This window comes from Massilia sp. Root351 (assembly GCF_001425045.1).
Lineage (GTDB): Bacteria > Pseudomonadota > Gammaproteobacteria > Burkholderiales > Burkholderiaceae_D > Rugamonas.
Window position 1 is genome coordinate 824,427 of record NZ_LMDJ01000001.1, and the last position, 18,410, is coordinate 842,836.

The 18,410-nt window shown below is 66.7% G+C and carries 16 protein-coding genes; 10 read left to right on the forward strand and 6 right to left on the reverse strand.

Annotation, left to right across the window (positions count from 1 at the left end; translation table 11 throughout):
- Position 1: 1 nt before the first annotated feature.
- A complete protein-coding gene (gene pilB / locus ASD15_RS03730; RefSeq protein ID WP_057153369.1) occupies positions 2-1,732 on the reverse strand; it encodes a type IV-A pilus assembly ATPase PilB in 1,731 nt (576 codons plus the stop codon).
- Positions 1,733-1,853: 121 nt separating this feature from the next.
- Positions 1,854-3,131: an HlyC/CorC family transporter gene (locus ASD15_RS03735; RefSeq protein WP_057153370.1), complete on the reverse strand. Its 1,278-nt coding sequence runs from the start codon at positions 3,129-3,131 to the stop codon at positions 1,854-1,856.
- Between the two features lie 155 nt (positions 3,132-3,286).
- On the opposite strand from ASD15_RS03735, the gene ASD15_RS03740 reads away from it, so the two are divergent.
- From ASD15_RS03740 to ASD15_RS03750, 3 genes are all read left to right on the forward strand, one after another.
- On the forward strand, positions 3,287-4,165 hold the full coding sequence (locus tag ASD15_RS03740; protein WP_057153371.1) for an AraC family transcriptional regulator: 879 nt from the start codon (positions 3,287-3,289) through the stop codon (positions 4,163-4,165).
- 78 nt (positions 4,166-4,243) lie between these two features.
- On the forward strand, positions 4,244-4,750 hold the full coding sequence (locus ASD15_RS03745) for an NADH-quinone oxidoreductase subunit B family protein (RefSeq protein ID WP_057153372.1): 507 nt from the start codon (positions 4,244-4,246) through the stop codon (positions 4,748-4,750).
- 61 nt (positions 4,751-4,811) lie between these two features.
- Positions 4,812-6,032, forward strand: coding sequence for a hypothetical protein (locus tag ASD15_RS03750; protein WP_229418047.1), 1,221 nt, complete (start codon positions 4,812-4,814; stop codon positions 6,030-6,032).
- An 18-nt stretch (positions 6,033-6,050) separates the two neighbouring features.
- On the opposite strand, the gene ASD15_RS03755 is transcribed toward ASD15_RS03750, so the two are convergent.
- Positions 6,051-7,412: a sodium/glutamate symporter gene (locus ASD15_RS03755; protein ID WP_057153373.1), complete on the reverse strand. Its 1,362-nt coding sequence runs from the start codon at positions 7,410-7,412 to the stop codon at positions 6,051-6,053.
- A 7-nt stretch (positions 7,413-7,419) separates the two neighbouring features.
- On the reverse strand, positions 7,420-7,737 hold the full coding sequence (locus ASD15_RS03760; protein ID WP_057153374.1) for a PsiF family protein: 318 nt from the start codon (positions 7,735-7,737) through the stop codon (positions 7,420-7,422).
- Positions 7,738-7,851: 114 nt separating this feature from the next.
- Here ASD15_RS03760 and ASD15_RS03765 point away from each other — a divergent pair, with 114 nt between their 5' ends.
- Positions 7,852-8,280 (forward strand): META domain-containing protein, encoded by a 429-nt coding sequence (locus tag ASD15_RS03765; protein ID WP_082551517.1) that lies wholly within the window; start codon positions 7,852-7,854, stop codon positions 8,278-8,280.
- 176 nt (positions 8,281-8,456) lie between these two features.
- Entirely contained in the window at positions 8,457-9,716 is a 1,260-nt protein-coding gene (locus ASD15_RS03770; protein WP_082551518.1) for a glutamate carboxypeptidase, read from the forward strand.
- A 79-nt stretch (positions 9,717-9,795) separates the two neighbouring features.
- Here the strand turns inward: ASD15_RS03770 and bla are convergent, their stop codons facing one another.
- Both bla and uraH read right to left on the reverse strand, forming a co-directional pair.
- A complete protein-coding gene (bla, locus tag ASD15_RS03775; RefSeq protein WP_082551519.1) occupies positions 9,796-10,677 on the reverse strand; it encodes a class A beta-lactamase in 882 nt (293 codons plus the stop codon).
- Entirely contained in the window at positions 10,677-11,030 is a 354-nt protein-coding gene (gene uraH, locus ASD15_RS03780) for a hydroxyisourate hydrolase (protein ID WP_057153377.1), read from the reverse strand. Before uraH ends, bla begins: the two co-directional genes overlap by 1 nt.
- An 82-nt stretch (positions 11,031-11,112) precedes the next feature.
- Here uraH and puuE point away from each other — a divergent pair, with 82 nt between their 5' ends.
- The 5 genes from puuE (at position 11,113) to guaD (ending at position 18,395) form a co-directional block, all read left to right on the forward strand.
- Positions 11,113-12,066: an allantoinase PuuE gene (gene puuE, locus ASD15_RS03785; RefSeq protein WP_057153378.1), complete on the forward strand. Its 954-nt coding sequence runs from the start codon at positions 11,113-11,115 to the stop codon at positions 12,064-12,066.
- Between the two features lie 85 nt (positions 12,067-12,151).
- Positions 12,152-13,618 (forward strand): xanthine dehydrogenase small subunit, encoded by a 1,467-nt coding sequence (gene xdhA / locus ASD15_RS03790; protein ID WP_057153379.1) that lies wholly within the window; start codon positions 12,152-12,154, stop codon positions 13,616-13,618.
- Positions 13,619-13,643: 25 nt separating this feature from the next.
- Complete coding sequence (gene xdhB, locus ASD15_RS03795; protein ID WP_057153380.1) at positions 13,644-15,992, forward strand: xanthine dehydrogenase molybdopterin binding subunit; 2,349 nt, start codon at positions 13,644-13,646, stop codon at positions 15,990-15,992.
- Positions 15,989-17,080: a xanthine dehydrogenase accessory protein XdhC gene (gene xdhC, locus ASD15_RS03800; RefSeq protein WP_057153381.1), complete on the forward strand. Its 1,092-nt coding sequence runs from the start codon at positions 15,989-15,991 to the stop codon at positions 17,078-17,080. Before xdhB ends, xdhC begins: the two co-directional genes overlap by 4 nt.
- Positions 17,081-17,090: 10 nt before the next feature.
- On the forward strand, positions 17,091-18,395 hold the full coding sequence (gene guaD, locus ASD15_RS03805) for a guanine deaminase (protein WP_057153382.1): 1,305 nt from the start codon (positions 17,091-17,093) through the stop codon (positions 18,393-18,395).
- Positions 18,396-18,410: the final 15 nt, after the last annotated feature.

The window sequence follows — 18,410 nt, forward strand, 5'->3', positions numbered from 1 at the left end:
CCTATTCATTGGTGCAGCCGAGGACTTCCTCGAGGCTGGTCAGCCCGTTTTTTACTTTGACCAGGCCGGATTGGCGCAGCGACTTCACGCCTTCGCTTTCCGACTGGGCCGCGATCTGCATCGAATTGCCGTGCGCCAGGATGAGGCTCTCGATGGCGGGGGTGATCGGCATGATCTGGTAGATGCCGACCCGGCCCTTGTAGCCGCCGCCGTTGCAGCGTTCGCAGCCGACCGGGCCGTACGGCTTCCAGCTGCCGTCCAGCTGTTCCGGCTTGTAGCCTGCTTTCAGCAGCAGTTCGTTGGAAATGTCCACCGGCTGCTTGCAGGTGCACAGGCGGCGCGCCAGGCGCTGCGCGGTAATCAAGATCACCGAGGAGGCAATGTTGAACGGCGCCACGCCCATGTTCATCAAACGCGTCAGCGTGGATGGCGCGTCGTTGGTGTGCAGCGTGGAGAACACCATGTGGCCGGTCTGCGCCGCCTTGATGGCGATGTCGGCCGTTTCCAGGTCGCGGATCTCGCCCACCATGATGATGTCCGGATCCTGGCGCAGGAAGGATTTCAGCGCCACCGGGAAGGTCAGGCCGGCGCGGTCGTTGACGTTGACCTGGTTCACGCCGGGCAGGTTGATCTCGGCCGGGTCTTCAGCGGTGGAAATGTTGATGCCCGGCTTGTTCAGGATGTTCAGGCAGGTGTACAGCGACACCGTCTTGCCGGAGCCGGTCGGGCCGGTCACCAGCACCATGCCGTAGGGGCGCTGGATGGCGTCCAGCAGCAGGTCTTTCTGGTCCGGGTCGTAGCCCAGCGAGTCGATGCCCATCTGGGCCTGGGTCGCGTCCAGGATACGCATCACGGTCTTTTCGCCGAACAGGGTCGGCAGGGTGGACACGCGCAGGTCGACCGTCTTGGTGGGCGAGACGATCAGGCGCATGCGGCCATCCTGCGGCACGCGTTTTTCCGAGATGTCCAGCTTGGCCAGCACCTTGATGCGCGACACCAGCTTGTCCTTGATCGACACCGGCGGCTGCGCGTGTTCCATCAGCACGCCGTCGACGCGGAAGCGGATGCGGTAGAACTTTTCGAATGGTTCAAAATGCAAGTCCGATGCACCCATGCCAACGGCGTCCATCAGCATCTTGTTCAGGAAGCGCACGATGGGCGCGTCTTCCACTTCGTTGGCGGCCTGCTCGGCGGCGGCCGAGGGCGCTTCGGTTTCGTCGGCGAACTGGATTTCCTGCTCGTCGCCGGCCAGTTCGTTCAGGTTTTGCTCGGCGCTGCGGCCCAGGCTGCCCAGCATGGCCAGCAGCGCATCGTGCGCCACGATCACCGGTTCCACCAGCGATTCGGTCTGGAACTTGATCTGGTCCAGCGCCTGGGTGTTGGTGGGGTCCGAGATCGCCACCGACATCTTGTTGCCGCGCTTGGACAGGGCGATCACGCGCTGGCCCTGCATCAGCTTGGCGTCGATGATCTTGGGCGGCAGCGCGTCGATGCTGAACGCGGCCAGGTCCATCAGCGGGTAGGCGAACGTTTCGGAACAGAAGGAGGCTAGCTCGCGGGCCTGGATGGCGTTGCTGGCCAACAAGGTGTCGATAAACGGCAGCTTGTCGGCCAAGGCCTTCTTTTGCAGCGCGTCCGCCTGCACCGGCGTCAGCCGGCCGGCTTGCATCAAGGCCCGCGCCAGTCCCGCCATGGGGGCGCTGGACGCCGTATTGGGTTGAACTGCTGCCATAGAAGCGCGCTGTCAGGAAAACTACATAAGGAGGCTGGCACCGGGGCCATCCACCGGATGATGCCCGGAGGCATCACTTTTGTAAAGCAAGATCCCTACCGTGCGCCGATCTATGACAACCTTATGCGCCGGCCCGTATCAATTTCACGACTTTGATGGCCTGGTTCTGCACCTGCACCACCTCGATGACGCAACCGCCGAGGCGCACGCTGATGGCCGCCTCCGGAATTTCCTGCAAGTATTCGAGCAGCATCCCGTTCAATGTTTTCGGTCCGTCCAGGGGGAAGTTTAATCCCAGCCGCTTATTGATGTCACGCAAGGCCGTGGCGCCTTCCAGCAGGCAGTCGCCGGACGCGGTCCAGTTGAAGCTGTCGGCGCGCGCGGCGCCCGGGGTTGATGTCGTAAATTCACCGATCATTTCCTCGATGATATCGTCCAGCGTCACCAGGCCCTGCACTTCGCCGTACTCGTCGACGATGATGCCGAGGCGTTCCTTGTTCTCCTGGAAGTACTGCAGCTGGGCAAATACGCCGGTGTCCTGCGGAATGAAGTAGGGCTCGGACAGCAGCGCGCGGAAGTGCTCGGCCGTCAGTTCGTCCTCCTGGGTCAGCAGCGCCATGGCCTTGCGCACGTGCAAGATACCGGCGATCTGGTTGATCTCGCCTTCGTAGACCGGCAGCTTGTTGTGGTAGCAGGTGGTCAGCTGCTGCACGATTTCCTCCACCGGCGCGGCCAGGTTGAGCGCTTCGATCTGGCTGCGCGGCGTCATCACGTCTTCGATGGAAATGGCTTCCAGGTCGAACAGGTTGAGCAGGATGCTCTTGTGCTTTTGCGGGATGAAGTTGCCGCCTTCCAGCACCAGCGAGCGCAGCTCCTCGGGCGACAGGCGGGTGTCGCGCAGCGGCGTGCCCATCTTGATGCGGAACAGCTTCAGCACCACGCCCACGAACAGGTTGGTGAACCAGATCACCGGCTTGGCGGCCGCCATCAGCGGCCGCAGGATGGTGGCGGTGGGCAGGGCGATCTGCTCGGGGTAGGTGGCGCCTATCATCTTCGGCGAGATCTCGGCGAACACCACCAGCAGAAAGGTCATGCAGGCGGTGGAGGCCACAATCAGCCACTCGTCGTAGCCGAAGGTGTGGATCACGATGGCCGTGACCAGCGCGATGGCGGTGGCGTTGATCAGCGTGTTGGCAATCAGCACCAGCGACAGCAGCTTGTCAGTGCGGTCCAGCAGCCACAGGGTGGCCAGCGCACGCCGGCTGCCGCGCTTGGCCTGGTGGCGCAAACGGTAGCGGTTGGCCGCCATCAGGGCGGTTTCGGCCATGGCGAAGAACGCCGAGCACAGGATCAGGAAAGCAAGCGCAAGAAATTGCGCCCATATGGGAACGGTATCCAATGGGTCACCGTGAAGAAACTGGCATGGGGAATAGCTGGTCAGGCGTGGCCGGCCCAGAGCGGGAAGCTGCACAATGCGGCTTCAGAGTGGTGGATTTTAAGTCAAGCCCAGCCGGGGTGCAAGCCGGACACTGTTTCCACGGCTATAATCCGGCCATGGACTGTCCATATCCCCCTGCCGGCGCGGCCCTGCGGCTGGCGTTGCCGCCGCCGCCGGCGCTGTCCGGGCTGCTGCATCATTTCCACATCGAGTACGCCAGCGCGGGCCGGGTGGTGGTGCCGGCGTCGCCGCTGGCCCAGCTGACCTTGTTCATCGAAGGCGGCTCGCTGCTTGCGCCAGAGCAAGGCCGGCAAGGCCAGCCGCGCTTGCTGAACCGGCCCTTCGTCTGCGGGCCCATGTCGCGCGCCATGCCGGCCGAGTGGCAGCCGGGCACCACCTTCGTCAGCGCGCTGATCGAGCCGTCCCGCTTCAGCGGCCTGTTCGGCCTGCCCTTGAACGCTTTGCTCAACCTGCCGGTACCGCTGGACGATGCTGTTCCCGGCCTGCCGTACCGGGAGCTGCAGCAGCGCCTGCTGGCCACGCGCGACGCGGCGCGCTGGGTGGCGCTGATGTCGGACTGGCTGCTGCGGCTGGCCGCGCGCCGCGAGCATGCGCTGCGCGCCGCGTTCCGCCTGCCCGCCGCACTGCTGTTCTGCCCGGCGGAGAGCATCGCCCTGCAGCATGGCATCAGCGTGCGCCAGTTCGAGCGGCGCTTCCTGGCCGCCTACGGCCAGAACCTGCGCGATAGCCGCCGCCTGGCGCGCTATGCGCGTGCGCTGGCGATGATGATGTCGTGCCCGCAGCCCTTGCCGCGCGGGCAGCTGACCCGCATCGCCATGGATGCCGGCTACCACGACCAGGCCCACATGGTGCGCGATTTCGGCGACCTGCTGGGCCAGGCCCCGGGCGCCCTGATGGCGGGACCGGACACCGGCGAGCTGCGCCTGCTGCGCTACGACGCGCATTCCCGGCCGGCGGTGGTGCAGGGCTGGTGACATTGCCCGGCTGTCGTGTCGGTACAATGAAGCGCATGCCGTTCCCGCTATCGTGTGCTGAAACGACAGGGGAGTGCTATGAATGAAACGACTGGCTTGCCGACGCTGGAAGGCGACGGCTTTATCTTGACGTCGGTGGACGGCCTGCTGCACGCGGCCAAGAGCGACAGCTTGTGGTACCTGAGCTTCGGCCTGGCCTGCTGCGCGGTGGAGATGATGCAAGCTGCCGCCGCGCGCTACGACATGGACCGCTTCGGCATGGTGCCGCGCCCGTCGCCGCGCCACGCGGACCTGATGATCATCTCCGGCACGCTGACCAACAAGATGGCGCGCGCCGTGCGCCGCTCCTACGACCAGATGCCGGAGCCGCGCTACGTGGTGTCGATGGGCTCGTGCGCCAACGGCGGCGGCTACTACCACTACAGCTACTCGGTGGTGCGCGGCTGCGACCGCATCGTGCCGGTCGATATCTATGTGCCGGGCTGCCCGCCCACGCCGGAAGCGTTGCTGTACGGTCTGCTCCAGCTGCAAAACAAGATACGCGGACCCAAGGCCGGGCGCTTGCCGAACGAAATCGCGCGCTGACACTTGCCGGACCGGTGTGCAGGCAGCGTAAAATTGCGATTCCGACTATCAGGAGAATTGCATGATGACGTTGCGCGCCCGCAGCCTGGCCCTCGCAGTATCGATGAGTTTCGCACCTTGCGCCGCTTGGGCCGCGACCCTGACCGTGGGACCGGGCATGGCGTATGCGCGGCCCTGCCTGGCGTTTGCCGCCGCCCGCAGCGGCGACACGGTGGAGATCGAGGCCGGCCTCTATCCCGGCGAGGTATGCCGCATCACGCCCAATTTCCTCACCATCCGCGGCATGCGCGGACGCGCGCGCATCGACGCGCAGGGGCGCGGCGCGGAGGGCAAGGGCGCGTGGATCATCGCCGGCAACGACGTGACGGTCGACAACGTGGAGATCTTCAACGCCAAGGTGTCCGACAAGAACGGCGCCGCGCTGCGCATCGAGGGCAACAACTTCACGCTGAAGAACAGCTTCCTGCACGACAACGAGAACGGCGTGCTGACCGGCGCCTCGCCCACCAGCCGCATCGTGATCGAGAACAGCGAGTTCGGGCGCAACGGCGACGGCAGCGGCCAGACCCACAACATCTATGTGGGGGATGTGGCCAGCCTGACGTTCCGCTTCAACTATTCGCACGACGCCAACATCGGCCACAACCTGAAGTCGCGCGCGCGCATCAACACCATCGCCTACAACCGCTTCTCCAGCCTGGCGCCGGGCGAGAAGGGCAGCACCGCCGCCGGCCGGCCCAGCTTCGAGATCGACCTGCCGAACGCGGGCGCGGCCTACGTGCTGGGCAACGTGATCCAGCAGCCGGCCGACAACGACAACAATACCCTGCTGGCCTACGGCAACGAGGCCAGCGGCCCGAACGACATGCTGTACGTGGTGAACAATACCTTCATCAACGACGACAAGCGCAACGGCGTGTTCGTGCGCGTGCATGAGCGCATCAAGACGCCGGCGCATATCCAGAACAATATCTTCGCCGGCAAGGGCATCGTGACCAACCAGGCTGCGGCGGTGCAGCGCCGCAACCACGCCGCCATGGAGGTTGAGTTCGTCGACCGCGCCAACTACGTGCTGGTGCCCACCGAGAACGCCAAGATCATCAACGCCGGCGCCGAGCCGCCCATGCTGCCGTCCGGCGTGGCGCTGCGGCCCACCATGCAGTACAGGCATCCGGCCGGCGGCATGCAGCGGCCGGTGCTGGGCGCGCTGGACATCGGCGCCTACCAGGCGGTGATCGTGGAGAAGAGCAAGAAGAGCTGGTATGAGGGCTTGCTGAAGTAAGCCGCTGCCGGCGCGGCGTCAGCCCAGCATGCGCAGGAAGGCGCTGATCACCGGCGCGTTGGTCAGGTCGATCAGGAAGCCGCCGGTGGGCGGCACGATGGTGGTGGCGCGCGGCGCCGGGCCGCGCTGGCGGGTGATGGCGTCCATCGCGGCGACGGCGGTGGCGGTCGAGCCGATGCCATAGCCCGCCAGCCCCGCCGTGGCCACGCCGGCTTCATGGTTGCGGCCCAGCAGCGGCCACGCGATGGCGGCGCAAAACAGCAAGGTCAGCGCAATATTGACGGCCAGGATGGCCAGCATGGGGCCGGCCACCGAGGCCAGGTCGGCCAGGTTCAGCGCGGCCAGTGTCACGGCCAGGAACAGCGGCAGCAGCACGGCGGCGATGCGGGCGATGGTCTCGCCGCGCAGCCAGGCGCCGCCCAGCGCATCATGGATGGCGCGCACCGCAAAGCCCAGCAGCAGGGCGCCCATGTAGGCGGGCAGGGCGGCGCCGGCGCGGTCCAGCCCGAAGCTCACCCAGGCGCCCGCCTTCACGCACGCGGCCACCACCAGCAGATGCAGCAGCGCGCCGCGCCCCAGCGCTGCAAGCGCGCGCGCGTCCGCGAAAAAATGGGCCACGGCAGGCGCCGCCCTGGCGCCTTGTGCCGTCATGCCGGTTGCCGCCCCGCCGGCGGCCGGGTGGGGCGCCGCGCGGCCCGGCTGATCGCTGGCAGCGTCCGTTGCCGTGCTGCCCTGCGCCGCGATGGGCGACACCTTGCGCAGCAGCCATGCGCCCAGCGGGCCGGACAGCAGCGCGCCCGCGACCAGGCCGAAGGTGGCGGCCGAGGCGCCGATGGCCGCCGCCGAGGCCAGCCCCGCCTGCTCGAAGCGCGACGCGAACCCGAGCGCGGTCCCATGCCCGCCCACCAGCGTCAGCGAGCCGCACGCCACGCCCAGCAAGGCCGGCGCGCCCAGCGCCACGGCCACCGCCGCGCCGGCGGCATTCTGCAGCGCCGCCAATGCCGTGGTTGCCAGCAGCAGCACCAGCAGCATGCGTCCGCCGCCCAGCAGCACGCGCAGCGGCGCGCCCAGCCCCACGCAAGTGAAGAAGGCGATCAGCAGCGGCAGATTGAGATTTTTGGCCGGCCGCGCCAGCCATTCGATATCCGGCGTCACCAGCCAGGTCCACCAGCCTGCGTCGACCTTGGTGCCGAAACCGACCGTGGCCAGCCCGGACAAATTGAGGCACAGGCAGGCCGCGCTGAACAGCAGCCCGCCCGCGACGGGAACAGGAATATTGATGCGCGCCAGCACCGGTATCCGCTTCAGCAGCCATTCGCCCAGCAACAGGATGGGGACGGCGAGCAGCAGCAGATACCAGGGAGAATATGCCGGCGTCATCGGCCGCTTACTTCTTGGCGCTCAGGCATTCCTTCATGAAGGCCTTGCGTTCATCGCCTTTCTTGCCGGCGGCGTCGGCGTTGCAGGTCTTCATTTTGGTCTGTTGGGTCACGGGCGCGGCCGGCTTGGCGCTCAGGCAATCCTTCATGAAAGCCTTGCGCTCATCGCCTTTTTTGCCGGCGGCGTCGGCGTTGCAGGTCGCCATCTTGGACTGCTGCGAATTCTTTGGCGCCGACGCCGCCGGCGCTGCCTCAGGCGCCGCGGATGCGGAAGCGGCGGAAGCGAAAGCGGCGACAGCAGCGATAACAGCAATAATTTTTTTCATGGACGTATTCCTGTAAAGTTGAGTGGCGAAACTGCAAGGCTAACTATACGACAGTATTTCTGAATTCATGTTACTTAAGTGTATTTGAAGCAACACAACGTAAAGGAGCGGGCGATGCAAACTTTGAACAAGCGGAAATTGACGATGGCGGCCACGGCCGCAGTGGTGCTGGCGTTCGCCAGCGGTTGCAGCACCACCCCGGCCGCGCCGCCGAGCGCCGCGCTGACTGGCACGTCGTGGCAGCTGGCCGATCTGGGCGGCCAGCCCGCCGGCAAGCAGTCCTTGCAGTTCGACTCGTCGAAAGGCATGGTGTCCGGCAGCGGCGGCTGCAACAGCTTCACCGGTGCCTATCAGTGGAGCGGCAAGTCCCTGAAGATGGGGCCGCTCGCGTCCACCCGCCGCGCCTGCACGGATGAATCCGCCAGCCGTCAGGAAAATGCCTACTTGCAGGCGCTGGACGCCACCCGCACCTGGCAAGTGGAAGGCAAGACCCTGATCCTCAGCGGCGACAGCGGCCAAGTAGCCCGTTTTACCGCACAGTAGCAGCGATTCCGGCGCAGCCCGGCAATGCGGCCCGTCGCAGGGCCCTATGGGCCTGGGAATGGACATTGTTTTGTGTATGAATTCGTCCAAGACTATGCCCGAACGGGCTGCATCACAAGCACACCACAGGACCGTACGTTATTATTCGCTCACCAATATTTCCTGCGGGAGCAGCGATGAGCAAACGGGCTGGCGGGTTGACGGTGGCGAGGGCAGCGGCGCGGGTCGCGTTGATGGCGCTGGCGGCGGGGGCGGTCGGGCACGCGGCGGCGGCCGCGGCGGGCAAGCCGGACCAGGCGCTGCTGGCCAAGGCTGAGCAGGCCAGGCCGGAGGCGCTCAAGCTGCTGGAGCGCCTCGTCAATATCGACTCGGGCACCTTCAACGGGCCTGGCCTGGACCGGGTCGGCGCCCTCGCGCAGGAGGAGCTCAAGCGGCTGGGCGCGCAAGTGGAAACCTTCGCCGCCACGCCTGCGCTGAGCCGCAACATCCAGGCCACGTTGACCGGCACCGGCAAGGGCCGCATCCTGCTGGTGGCGCACATGGATACGGTGTTCCCGGACGGCGCAGCCGCCGCGCGGCCGTTCCGCATCGAGGGCGCGCGGGCCTATGGTCCCGGCATCATGGACGACAAGGGCGGCATCGTGATCGCGCTGACGGCGCTGAAGATATTGAAGCAGTCCGGCGACACCGGCTACGGCAAGATCACCGTGCTGCTCAACACCAACGAGGAAACCGGTTCGCACGGCACGCGCGCGCTGATGGAGAAGCTGTCCAGGGAACACGACGTGGCGCTGAACCTGGAGCCGGGCCGCCCGGCCGACGGTCTGGTGGTGGTGCGCAAGGGCAGCGGCGAAATCGCGCTGGAAGTGACCGGCAAGGCTGCCCACGCGGGCGTGGCGCCGGATTCCGGCCGCAACGCGGCCATGGAGGCGGCGCACCAGATGCTGCAGCTGGCCAAGCTGGCGGACCCGGCCAAGCAGACCACCGTCAATTTCACCGTCATCAAGTCCGGCGAGCGCAGCAATGTGATCCCGGACCGGGCCACGGCGGAGGCGGACGTGCGGGTGGCGGTGCCGGAGGAATTCGACCGCGTGGAGCAGGACCTGGCGCGCATCTCGGCCCACCGCCTGATCCCGGACACCGAGGTCAGCGCCAGGCTGCGGCGCGGATTCCCGCCGATGCCGACAAGCCCGGTGACGGACGCGGTGGCCGCCAAGGCGCAGGCGGTATATGGGGAACTGGGCCGCAAGCTGACGCTGGAGAGCTCCGGCGGCGCGGCCGACGCCAGCCTCACCTACGCCGCCGGCGTGCCGACCGTCGACGGGCTGGGAATAGTCGGCGGCGCGATCCACACGCCGGAGGAATATGCGGAAGTGGAGTCCATCGCGCCGCGTGTCTACCTGCTGGCGCGGCTGATTCAGGAGTACGGGCGCTAGCGGCGGGCGCCTGGCGGGTTTGGGCGTGCCTGCCGCTAGCCGCCCTACGGCCTGGGCTTAGGGCGTAGGGCGGGCGGGTTCATGCCTTGGCCAGCAGCGCGATGGCGGCGCTGGCGGCGCCGGCGATGATGTCTTCGCGGTAGCCGGCGTCTTCCTTGTTGTGCGCGGTGTAGACCGCGATGACGATGGGTGCCTGGCCGGGCGGCCAGATCACCGCGACGTCGTTGCGCGCGCCGTAGGCGCCGCCGCCGGTCTTGTCGCCCACGGTCCAGCCGGCCGGCGTGCCTGCGCGGATCAGCTTGCCGCCCGTGGTGTTGCCCACCAGCCAGTCCTTCAGCTGTTGGCGCTGCGGCGCGGGCAGGGCGTCGCCCACCACCAGCGCCTGCAGGCTGCGCATCATCGCCAGCGGCGTGGTGGTGTCGCGCGGGTCGCCGGGAATGGCGCTGTTCAGTTCGGTTTCCCAGCGGTCCAGCCGGAACGCGGTGTCGCCGATGCTGCGCGCGAACGCCGTCACCGCTTCCGGGCCGCCCAGCACTTTCATCAGCAGGTTGGCGGCCGGGTTGTCGCTGTACTGCACGGTGGCCGCGCACAGTTCCGCCACCGTCATGCCCTGGGCGAGGTTCTTTTCAGTGATGGGCGCGTGCGGCACCAGGTCTTGCCTGGTGTAGCCAATGCGCCTGTTCAGCAGCGTCGCGTCGCTGGCGCTGCGTTGCAGGATGGCGCCGGCCAGCATGGCCTTGAAGGTGCTGCACACCGGAAAGCGTTCGCCCGTGCGGTGCCCGACTTGCCTGCCGTTGGCCAGGTTGATGGCGCAGACGCCCAGCCGTCCGCCCAGGTCTTTCTCCAGCGCCGCGAATGCGGTCAGGGGCTGGTCGGGCGCGTTGGGCGCATCGAGCGCCCATGCTTGATGGATGATGACAGGGGTAAGGACGGTGGCGCCCAGAAAATGACGACGTTGCATCAGCTGCCTCGGTAAGTGGAATAGGACCACGGCGTGACCACCAGTGGCACGTGATAATTCTGTGCTGGGTCGGCAATGCCGAACGCCAGCGTCACCAGATCGATGAATCGCGGGGATGGCAAGTCTACCCCCTGGCCGGCGAAATAGTCGCCCGCGTTGAACACCAGTTCGTACTGGCCGGCCTTCATGCTGTCGCCTTCCAGCAGCGGCGTGGCGCAGCGGCCGTCGGCATTGGTGATATCCATCTTCAGCAAGACCTTGCCCTCCGGCTTCACTTCAAACAGCGCCACTTTCACCCCTGCGCCGGGCTTGCCGGCGGCGGTGTCGAGCACGTGCGTACTGAGCTTTCCCATGGTGTTTCCTATATCCGTTGAGTGAATCACGCTATCGTACAAAACCTATACTGATGTCGGCAATGCCATATATTATTGGCGGATGAGCACTTACGACAACTACCCCCGCGACATGATCGGCTACGGCCGCACTCCACCCCATGCGCAATGGCCGGGCGGCGCCCGCGTGGCGCTGCAGTTCGTTCTCAACTACGAAGAGGGCGCCGAGAACAACGTGCTGCACGGCGACCCGGCGTCCGAAACGTTCCTGTCCGAGATCATAGGCGCTGCGGCGTTTCCGATGCGCCACCTTAGCATGGAGACGATCTACGAGTACGGCTCGCGCGCCGGCTTGTGGCGCCTGCTGCGCATGTTCGAGGAACGCAAGCTGCCGCTGACCATTTTCGGCGTCTCCATGGCGCTCAAGCGCAATCCGGAGGCGGTGGCCGCCTTCCAGGAACTGAACCACGAAATCGCCTGCCACGGCCTGCGCTGGATCTCCTACCAGAACATGGACGAGGCCACCGAGCGCGCGCATATGAAGGAGGCGGTCGAGATCATCAAGGACCTGACCGGCAGCGCCCCGCAAGGCTGGTACACCGGCCGCGACTCGCCCAACACCCACAAGCTGGTGATGGAGCACGGCGGTTTCCGCTACGACGCCGACCACTACGGCGACGACTTGCCGTTCTGGCTGCCGGTGGCGCACAAGAACGAGGCGGGGCTGGATGTGGTGAGCCCGCAACTGATCGTGCCCTACACGCTGGACACCAACGACATGCGTTTTGCCGCCATGCAGGGATTTAATTCCGGCACCCAGTTCTTCGACTACCTGAAGGATGCCTTTGACACGCTGTACGCCGAGGGCGACCCGGATGGCCTGAACCGGCCGAAAATGCTGTCCATCGGCCTGCATTGCCGCCTGATCGGGCGTCCCGGCCGCGCCGCCGCGCTGGCGCGCTTCCTGGATTACGTGCAGAGCGTGGACAAAGTGTGGATCACGCGCCGCATCGATATCGCCGAGCACTGGCACGCAACCCATCCTTATTTGGTTTGACGAATATCTGACATCATCAGAATAATATAAGTAACGGGGGCCGTGAACTGCTAACCTTGTAATCTGGGACAACGCCGAGGCTACAATGTCAGATCCGATTCGTTTTTACTACCGGGGCGCCGTGCACGAAGTGAGCACGGCCTCGCCGACGCAGACCGTGCTGCAGCATTTGCGCGAAGATCTGCATTGCACGGGCACCAAGGAAGGCTGCGCCGAAGGCGACTGCGGCGCCTGCACGGTGGTGGTCGGCTCGCTGGTCGACGGCCAGGTCGAGCTCAAGTCCGTCAATTCCTGCATCCAGTTCACCCCCACGCTGGACGGCAAGGCCCTGTTTACCGTGGAAGACCTGCAGCAGCCGGACGGCGCGCTGCACCCGGTGCAGCAGGCGCTGGTGGAATGCCACGGCTCCCAATGCGGTTTCTGCACCCCCGGTTTTGTCATGTCCCTGTGGGGCATGTACCTGAAAAACGACGCGCAGCCCTGCGCCCGCAAGGAAGTGGACGACGCGCTGTCCGGCAACCTGTGCCGCTGCACCGGCTACCGTCCCATCCTCGACGCCGCCCACCGCATGACCGAACTGCCCAAGGTGGAGTTCGACCGCGCCGCGCTGGCGCGGCAGCTGGAAGCGCTCAAGCGCGACAAGCTTGCCACCTACAGCGTGGGCGAGCGCCACTTCCACGCGCCGCGCACCCTGGACGAACTGACCGCGCTGCGCGCCGCGCGCCCGTCCGCACTGATCCTGGCCGGCTCCACCGACGTCGGCCTGTGGGTGACCAAGCAGATGCGCGAACTGGACGACATCATCTACCTCGGCCACGTCGACGCGCTGAAGACCATCGAGCGGGACGGCGCCATGCTGGAAATCGGCGCCGGCGTGCCGCTGAACGACGCCTACAACGCGCTGCGCCGGCACTACCCGGAGCAGCTGTCGGAAATGCAGCAGCGCTTTGCCTCGCTGCCGATCCGCAACGCCGGCACCCTGGGCGGCAACGTCGCCAACGGCTCGCCCATCGGCGACTCCATGCCGTGGATGATCGCACTGGGCAGCGAAGTGGTGCTGCGCGGCCCGGCCGGCACGCGCACGCTGGCGCTGGAAGCGTTTTATCTCGACTACCAGAAGAAGGATCTGCGTGCGGACGAATTCGTGCAGGCGGTGCGCGTGCCGCTGCCGCGCGCGGGCCTGCAGTTCCGCACTTACAAGCTGGCCAAGCGCTTCGACCAGGACATTTCCGCCGTGTGCGCCGCCTTCGCCTTCACGCTGGACGCGGGCGTGGTGCGCGACGCCCGCATCGCCTTCGGCGGCATGGCCGCCACGCCCAAGCGCGCCGCGCTGGCCGAAGCGGCGCTGAAGGGCAGGCCGTGGAGCGAGGACAACCTGGCCATCGCCATGGAGGCGCTGGCGCAGGACTACAAGCCGCTGAGCGACATGCGCGCCTCCAGCGAATACCGCATGAAGACTGCGCAGAACCTGCTGCGCCGCTTCTGGTTCGAAACCCGTGTTGACGCGCCGCTCGCGGCGAATGCCGTAAACGCGTTCGCCTGCCGCGCGTAACGGAAACAGAGGAAGAGGAGCCGCCATGAACCATCCCGGCGCAAGCGATATCAAAGCCATGGCGTGGACCGCCGTCGGCCTCGGAAAACCGCACGAATCGGCCGAACTGCACGTGCTCGGCCAGGCCACCTACACCGACGACATTCCCGAACTGCGCGGCACGCTGCACGCGGCGCTCGGCCTGTCGTCCAAGGCGCACGCCAACATCCGCGCGCTGGACCTGGACGCGGTGCGCGCTTCGCCCGGCGTGGCGGCCGTCTACACGGTAAAGGACATCCCCGGCACCAACGACTGCGGCCCCATCATCCACGACGATCCCATCCTCGCCGACGGCAAGGTGGAATACGTGGGCCAGCCCATCTTCATCGTGGTGGCGGACACGCATGACAACGCCCGCCGCGCCGCGCGCCGCGCCAATGTCACCTATGAAGAGCTGCCTGCCGTGCTGACGCCGCAAGCGGCCAAGGCCGCGCAGTCCTATGTGCTGCCGCCGATGCAGCTGAAACGCGGCGACTACCAGGCCGCGTTCGAGAAAGCGCCGCGCACCGTGAAAGGCACGCTGTACGTGGGCGGCCAGGAGCAGTTCTACCTGGAAGGCCAGATCGCGTACGCCATTCCGAAAGAGCAGAACGGCATGCAGATCCTGTGCTCCACCCAGCACCCGAGCGAAATGCAGCACGTGGTGGCGCATGCGCTGGGCCTGCATTCGCATAACGTGCAGGTGGAGTGCCGCCGCATGGGCGGCGGTTTCGGCGGCAAGGAATCGCAGTCCGCCCTGTGGTGCGCTGCTGCCGCCATCGCCGCGAGGAAGTCCGGCCGCCCTGTCAAGCTGCGCGCCGACCGCGACGACGACATGCTCGTTACCGGCAAGCGCCACTGCTTCTATTACGAATACGAAGTGGGCTACGGCGACGACGGCAAGATCATCGCCGCCAAGGTGGACATGGTGTCGCGCGCCGGCTATTCGGCCGACCTGTCCGGCCCGGTCGCCACGCGCGCGGTCTGCCACTTCGACAACACCTACTACCTGAGCGACGTGGACATCCGCGCCGCCTGCGGCAAGACCAACACCCAGTCGAACACCGCCTTCCGCGGTTTCGGCGGGCCGCAGGGCGCCATCGCCATCGAATACATCATCGACGAGATCGCGCGCGAGCTGGGGCAGGACGCCTACGACATCCGCCGCCTGAATTTCTACGGCAAGGACGAGCGCAACGTCACGCCCTACGGACAGGTCATCGTGGACAACGTGATCGCCGAGCTGACGGCGGAGCTGGAGCAGAGCAGCGAGTACCGCGCGCGCCGCGAAGCCGTGGCCGCCTACAACGCCACCAGTCCGCTGCTGAAGAAGGGCCTGGCGCTGACGCCGCTCAAGTTCGGCATCGCCTTCAACGTCACGCACCTGAACCAGGCCGGCGCGCTGGTGCACGTCTATGTGGACGGCTCCGTGCTGGTCAACCACGGCGGCACCGAGATGGGGCAGGGCATCAACACCAAGGTGCTGCAGGTGGTGGCGCATGAACTGGGCCTGGACCTGGAGCACGTGCGCATCACTGCCACCGACACCAGCAAGGTCGCCAACACTTCGGCCACCGCCGCCTCCACCGGCGCGGACCTGAACGGCAAGGCCGCGCAGGATGCCGCGCGCCAGATCCGCGAGCGCCTGTCGGCCTATGCCGTGAAGCTGTACGGCGGCGATGCGGGTGGCGTGCAGTTCTTCGACAACCGCATCCACGTCAACGGCCACGCCGTGCCGTTCGCTGAACTGGTGCAGAAGGCCTACCTGGCGCGGGTGCAGCTGTGGTCGGACGGCTACTACGCGACGCCGCACCTGCACTGGGACCCGAAGACCATGAACGGCCATCCGTTCTCCTACTACGCCTACGGCGCCGCCGTGTCCGAAGTGGTGGTGGACACGCTCACCGGCGAGTGGAAGCTGTTGCGCGCGGATGCGCTGTACGACGCGGGCCAGTCCCTCAATCCGGCGATCGATCTGGGCCAGGTGGAAGGCGCCTTCATCCAGGGCATGGGCTGGCTCACCACCGAGCAGCTGTGGTGGAACGCGGGCGGCAAGCTGATGACGCACGCGCCGTCCACCTACAAGATTCCCGGCGTGTCCGACTGCCCCGAGGACTTCCGTGTGCGCCTGTTCGAGAATCGCAACGTGGAGGACAGCATCCATCGCTCCAAGGCCGTGGGCGAGCCGCCGCTGCTGCTGCCGTTCTCGGTGTTTTTCGCCATCCGCGACGCCGTGTCGGCCGTGGGCGGCCACAAGGTCAATCCGCCGCTGAACGCACCGGCGACTTCCGAAGAAATCCTCAAGGCCATTGCCGCTGTCGAGGTGGCTGTAAAACGCGGCGGTGAAATAAAATGAGCGACTGGCTGACAGATCCTTCGGCACCGGCGGTGCTGATTACCGTGGCGCGGGTGGATGGCTCCGGCCCGCGCGAGGCCGGCACCAAGATGCTGGTGACGGCTGACCGCGAACTCGACACCATCGGCGGCGGCCACCTGGAAATGCGCGCCATCGACATTGCCCGCGAAATGCTGGCCGGGCAGGCCGTGCGCTATGAACGTTTCGCGCTCGGCCCCAGCCTGGGGCAGTGCTGCGGCGGCGTGGTCTACCTGCTGTTCGAGCGCGTCGACACCCGCCTGGGCGCCGTACTGGCAGCGTTGCGCGAGCGCCGCCGCGAAGACTGCTGGCGCCTCACCGCGGTAGACGGCCCGGCGTGCGTGGCCCTGTTCGACATGCGCGGCCAGCCACTGACGGCAGCCCCCGCTGCGCCATCGCTCGCCAGCATTCCGCTGGCCACGCCCGTCAGCGACCCGCTGTCCGTTCCCGTTTTTGCACGCGACCGTGGCGCCCACCTGATGCAAGACGCCGCCGGCCGCCGCTGGATGGTGGACCCCGTCCTGGCCCCGCGCGCGCATCTCACCCTGTTCGGCGCCGGCCACGTGGGCGCCGCCATCGTGCGCGCGCTGGCCGAGCTGCCGTGCACCGTCACCTGGGTGGACGAGCGCGAGGACATGTTCCCCGCCGATATCCCGGCCAACGTCACCGTGGAAGCGAGCGAGCTGCCGGAAGCCTGCGTGGCCCAAGCCCCGCCCAACAGCAGCTACCTGGTGCTGACCCACAACCACGCGCTGGACCAGCGCCTCACCGAAACCATCCTGCAGCGCCAGGACGTGTACTGGTTCGGCCTGATCGGCTCCAAGACCAAGCGCATGCAGTTCGAACACCGCCTGCAGGCCAAAGGCATAGACCAGGCCCGCATCGACGCCATGGTGTGCCCGATCGGCATCGCCGGCATCACCAACAAGGCGCCGGCCGTCATCGCCGCCTCCGTGTGCGCCCAGCTGCTGGGCGTGTGGGAGCAGCAGGACGCCGAACGCATGCCGAAACCCCTCAGCCAGACCGCGACCCTGCTGCGCGCAGCCGGTTCCACGCAATACAAAGTTTAGAAAGACCCTTATGCAAACGACCCAGGTGCAAGCCTACCGAGCAGGCTTGCTGCACTTTCACGCCGATCCGGCCTTCACGCCCGACGCCCACCACTGGCATGAGGACGGCCTGCTGGTGGTCGCCGATGGCAAGGTGCAGGCGGCGGGCGGCTACGCCGCGCTGCACGCCGCGCTGCCGCCCGGCGCGGTGGTGCACGACTATCGCGGCAAGCTGATCACGCCCGGGTTCATCGACACGCACGTGCACTATCCGCAGACCGACATGATCGCCTCGCCGGCGCCCGGCCTGCTGCCCTGGCTGAACACCTACACCTTCCCGACCGAGCGCCAGTTCGAAGACCCGGCGCACGCGGCCGCCACCGCCGAGTTCTTCCTCGACGAGCTGCTGCGCGTGGGCACCACCACGGCCATGGTGTATTGCACCGTGCACCCGCAATCGGTGGACGCATTCTTTGAAGCGAGCGAAAAGCGGAACCTGCGCATGGTGGCCGGCAAGGTGCTGATGGACCGCCATTGCCCGACCTTCCTGCAGGACTGCGCCGAAACCGGCGGCCGCGAAAGCGAGGATCTGATCAAGCGCTGGCACAACCGCGGCCGCGCGCAGTACGCCATCACGCCGCGCTTCGCGCCCACCTCCACCGAAGCGCAGCTGGGCGTGGCCGGCGAACTGGCGCGCGCTTATCCGGACACCTATATCCAGACCCATGTGTCCGAAAACGAGGACGAAGTGAAGTGGGTGCGCGAGCTGTTTCCGCAGGCGCGCAGCTACCTGGACGTGTACGACAGCTATGGCATGCTGCGCCCGCGCGCCATGTACGGCCACTGCATCTGGCTGGACCAGGGCGACCGCCGCCGCATGGCGGAGAGCCAGGCTGCCGCCGCCGTGTGCCCCACCTCCAACCTGTTCCTGGGCAGCGGCCTGTTCGACTTCGAGCGCGCCGACCAGGCGGGCATGCTCCTGTCGCTGGCGACGGACGTGGGCGCGGGCACCGCGTTCTCCATGTTGCAAACCATGAACGAAGCCTATAAAGTAGCGCGCTTGAAGGGCAGTTACCTGCCGGCGCTGCGCATGTTCTACCTGGCCACGCTGGGCGCGGCCCGCAGCATGCAGCTGGAAGGCACGATAGGCAGTTTTGCCGCAGGCGCGGAGGCCGATTTCGTGGTGCTGGACCCGCATGCGACGCCGCTGCTGGCGCGCCGCACGGGCCATACCGAAAGCCTGGAAGAGCTGCTGTTCGCGCTGGCTTTGCTGGGCGACGACCGCACCGTGGCCGCCACGTATTCGGCGGGGCGCATGGTGCACCGGCGTCCGTAGGGCGGGGCAGCGCAG